This window comes from Acidovorax sp. sic0104 (assembly GCF_019219095.1).
Lineage (GTDB): Bacteria > Pseudomonadota > Gammaproteobacteria > Burkholderiales > Burkholderiaceae_C > Acidovorax.
The window spans coordinates 1-3,990 of the sequence record NZ_JAHUWH010000037.1; the positions used below are offsets into that span (position 1 = coordinate 1).

General features: G+C 55.0%; 4 protein-coding genes and 2 pseudogenes. 2 read left to right on the forward strand and 4 right to left on the reverse strand.

Going from position 1 to position 3,990, the window contains the following annotated elements; all coding sequences use genetic code 11:
- Window positions 1-392 precede the first annotated feature (392 nt).
- Window positions 393-1,170 (forward strand): annotated as a pseudogene (istA, locus tag KW835_RS26510) (IS21 family transposase); the annotation flags it as partial.
- Window positions 1,171-1,358: 188 nt separating this feature from the next.
- Here istA and KW835_RS26515 read toward each other — a convergent pair.
- On the reverse strand, window positions 1,359-1,937 hold the full coding sequence (locus KW835_RS26515) for a GrpB family protein (RefSeq protein ID WP_218387738.1): 579 nt from the start codon (window positions 1,935-1,937) through the stop codon (window positions 1,359-1,361).
- A 405-nt stretch (window positions 1,938-2,342) separates the two neighbouring features.
- On the opposite strand from KW835_RS26515, the pseudogene KW835_RS27210 reads away from it, so the two are divergent.
- Window positions 2,343-2,423: pseudogene (locus tag KW835_RS27210) on the forward strand (hypothetical protein); the annotation flags it as partial.
- Between the two features lie 37 nt (window positions 2,424-2,460).
- Here the strand turns inward: KW835_RS27210 and KW835_RS26520 are convergent.
- From KW835_RS26520 to KW835_RS26530, 3 genes are all read right to left on the reverse strand, one after another.
- On the reverse strand, window positions 2,461-2,934 hold the full coding sequence (locus KW835_RS26520; RefSeq protein WP_218387739.1) for a GNAT family N-acetyltransferase: 474 nt from the start codon (window positions 2,932-2,934) through the stop codon (window positions 2,461-2,463).
- Window positions 2,935-3,253: 319 nt separating this feature from the next.
- A complete protein-coding gene (locus tag KW835_RS26525) occupies window positions 3,254-3,517 on the reverse strand; it encodes an antitoxin (protein ID WP_218387740.1) in 264 nt (87 codons plus the stop codon).
- A gap of 113 nt (window positions 3,518-3,630) precedes the next feature.
- Window positions 3,631-3,990, reverse strand: a 360-nt coding sequence (locus tag KW835_RS26530; RefSeq protein ID WP_218387741.1) for a hypothetical protein, incomplete at its 5' end; no start/stop codon positions are given.

A 3,990-nucleotide genomic window follows, 5' to 3' on the forward strand; every position in this document is an offset into this window, starting at 1 on the left:
TGCAGGGCTATCAACATGGCTTCACTCCCTGGGTGGATTGAAACGACTCTATCAACTCTTGCAGAACGGCTCGCGCCATGAAGAGTGGATAGCGTTTAGAGTCTATGCAATCATCCGGGATGCGACACTTAAGTGTTGACGGAAGCCACCACTGCACCTGCTGTACAACCTTATTTGCGAGCGGGAAGGGCGATGCGCAGATAGCACGTATGCCGTTGTGGCGCGGCAGAGTGATCATCGGGTCACTATATATTGGCGTTCTGTAAGGCCGCGATGCAGAAGACTATTGATTTCCATTCAGAAGTAACCCCACTGATCCCAAGATTTTCATCTAAATCTGACCCACGTACTAACGCTAACCTGCTGATTTGTTAAGCAGCAGGAGACCAGGAGTGATAGACGTGGCAACAGTGAGTTTCATCAGGCGCTGGGCCCCCTGCGAGAGTACATGTCCTTTCGCGAGATCGTCCGCCGCAAGGGCCTCTCGCGTAACACCATCCGTAAACACCTGCGCTCCCATGCCGACGAGCTGCACTATTCCAAATGGGTAAGCCCCTACAAGCTTGATCCCTTTGCGCTCACGCTAGGTGGCTGGACGGCTGAAGGCTGAGGAGGGCCGATCCCGCAAGAACCAACGAACCACCAAGCGGATGCACGCCGATCTGCAGGCTCTGGGTTACGACGGTTCTTACAATCGGGTCGCTCCCTTTGCCAAGCTCTGCACAAGCAGCGTCGAGTAGCCCAGCAGACCACCGGAGGCGGCACTTTTGTTCCCTTGGCGTTCGCGCCTGGTGAGGCCTTCCAGTTCAACTGGAGCGACGACTGGGCGGTAATTGCCGGGGTGCGCACCAAGTTACAGGTGGCTCACTTCAAGCTCAGTCACAGCAGGGCGTTCTACCTGCGCACCTATCTCTCGTAGACGCACGAGATGCTTTTTAACGCGCATAACCATGCGTTCGTCGTGCTACGCGGCGTGCCGAGGCGGGGGCATCTGCGACAACATGCGCACCGCAGGCGACCGGGTGCGCCGAGTTCCAGAAGCATGACGTCAATGCGCGCTTTGCCGCCATGGTCAGCGACTTCCTATTTGAAGCAGAGTTTTGCAACCGGGCCTCGGGCTGGGAGAAGGGCCAAGTGGAGAAGAACGTGCGCGATGCCTGTCACCGTCTGTAGCAGGTGGTACCGCCTTTCCATGCTCAAGCCGTCGGCGTCCAAGAGAATAATTCAGCTGAACCTATAAATTTCCCTATTTATTCAAAGGGCAGAGTCTTTTAAAGAAGCGCCAATCCTCCAGCACCCACCACTTTGAGTTGGCCAGAATCGATTGCCAACAGGTCTGGTCGCGAATGGAGACTTGGCTAAGCTGCGCCTGGTGGCTGCCACCGAGTTTTCAGGGCCCAACTCTCGGCCGAAAAATATATGATGTCAGCGACGGGATCTTTGACAACCGAATAGCAATCAGAATTGGACAACGCCAAAGCTAGCCGCTTTTTTAGCTCACCATAAGCTTCCGCAACGCTTCCATTGGCTCGCAGGTAGTCACGGACGAGTAGCGCATAGCGCCGATTAGGTTTATCGAGCTGCCTAACGTGAATGTTACTTCGTCGATCCCCAGTACGCTGCGTGAAAAAGAGTTTTGTCCAGTCCTGTTCCCGATCCTCGAAGCCAGGAGGCACATGGTCCCGTTTGACTATTTCGCCGCAGCTGCTGAAGCCGGCAACCCGAAGTTTTTCTGAGATGGCGGCGTCCAGACGGAGCACGGTTACTTGGATATCAATGATGTTTTTAGCGGCAAGCGAAGGGACTGCTGTGGAGCCGATGTGATCAACTCCAAGGGCTATGCTCCCCAGCACATCTCGTAGCTCCGTGGCGATGATTTGGAAATCAGCGCTCCATGAGGTTTTATGTTCAACGATAGCTACGGTTTCCGAAGGCATATTATTGCTCGTGGTCGAGAGACATATAGTAGCAGTCAGCGCTAGATTTTATCGGCGCACGGCCGGGACAGATGCTAGCGCCGACAGTTCACCTTTGTTTTTCTGTTAACTGCGGCAGAAGAGCGGATCCAGCATCAATGCGAGCCTCGTCGTGGGTTTGATGGAGGCCCGCCGCAAGCTCGCGCCCGTGCATCCGGAAAGTCGCTCGTTGACCTACCGCAGCGCGCAAGCCTTTTGCAGATCTCCAGCCGCAACGGTGTGTGCTCGCTAGTGAAGCGCCATCATGCGTTCGCAAAGTGCCGATGATCCGGGATGGACAAAAGCAGTCCATGACTTGAGATGAGCCTCCCCGTGCAGTCCATACACCACGCATTTGAAGATCCCAGCGAGAGAGCCGAGTACCGAATGCCTACGCACCGGCCAGGCGTCGAGATCTTCCAGGCCAAGTTCGTCCGGCTCGCTTTCGAACCGCACACCCATGAGGCCTTTGGTCTGGGTGTCATACACGAGGGGGTAGAGCGATTCAAGTACTGCGGGTCTGACCATCTGCCGGAGCCGAATCAAGCTTACGGAGAATCCATTTCCACACAGGCCCATCTTCAGGATGTTCAATCTCCCCTGTTAATTCGAATCCGTGTTTGCGAAGTACCGCACTTGAGGCTCCATCTTGAGGCAAAGTGTGCGCGATAATAATAATTTTTGATGTTTGATTCCGCGCAATTTTCAAAAGCTCCCCCGCCATGCTTGTCGCAATGCCGTTGTTCTCGCACCCGGGAAACGTATAATAGGCAATTTCCACTTCGCCTGCGTAAGGAGGGCTCGTGAAAGCACAAGTACCCACATACCGCGCATTTTCGACCGCGAGATAGCCAATCCAGGGCGGTACAAAACCTTTGCGTTTATACAGAGTTTGCGTTGCGATGACGATTTCTGATAGATCTTGGGACGCAACGTCAGTTTCAAGGTGCCCGTTCTCTTCGATTGGATAAAGTTTCATCGAATTTTACAAGGGTTGATTGCTTGGGGAGCTGTTGAGGTAAGTGCCCGAACTAGAGTGTTAGTGCAGTAGAAGGAAGGTGGCTTTGTGTTGCCCCGGAAATTTGGGCCATTGGCTTGTTTTCCCTTTGCCGACTAACACGGCAAAAAATAAGAAAAATCTCGAGCGTATTTAACTAAGAAAATCCGAATTGCTTGGACCCTAACACCCCCCAAGCTTGGCCAGCCGGTCGGCGATGACGCCTGTCTTACTTTGCGCCTCCGGCCCAAGCGGCCCCGGCATAATTCCTTGCACGGTATGCGATCATGAGACATTAATCTCATCCGGGAGCGGGGCAGCAAAGGGCCATGGGTCCGCCCGAGAGCCACGCTTCGTCGTCGGCGGTCCGGGGCGGCACCGGGCCGACCGCGATGAGCTCTTCCAAGGTGTACCGCGTGGCGGGCTTGGGCTCGACTACCATGCGGTCGCCCTCCAGGCTGATGCCGACCGAGGCGCCAGCGGTAAGGTGCAGCTGGTCAAGGAACGCGCGAGGCACCGCCATCATGACGAAGCCACCGACTTGTCGAAGGTTCGTGATAGGCATCGTTTTCTCCAGTTATATGAAAGTATAACTGTTGCAGTGATTATAGGGCGCTACAGTGGAGCGATGAACGTCCGCACAACCATTATCTACAACATCGGACAGACGCCCCGCCTCTACATCGATTTGCCGAGGAAGGCGATCGCCGGTGGCAGCTGGTGCGCGACAACATGAACGATGCCGAGCTGGCGCTGGAGGCGAAGCACGGCTGCAAGGTGCGGCGAAGCGTGGTTTCGTTCACGGACGAGATTGAAATACGGGGCAAAGTTGGCGAAAAGTTCCAGGAGATCGCGCAGATGTTCCTCGACGGACCCGGTCACCCGGTCACCCCGGACACGCGGTATGTCCCTAGTTGTCGCATCCCGGATGATTGCATAGACTCTAAACGCTATCCACTCTTCATGGCGCGAGCCGTTCTGCAAGAGTTGATAGAGTCGTTTCAATCCACCCAGGGAGTGAAGCCATGTTGATAGCCC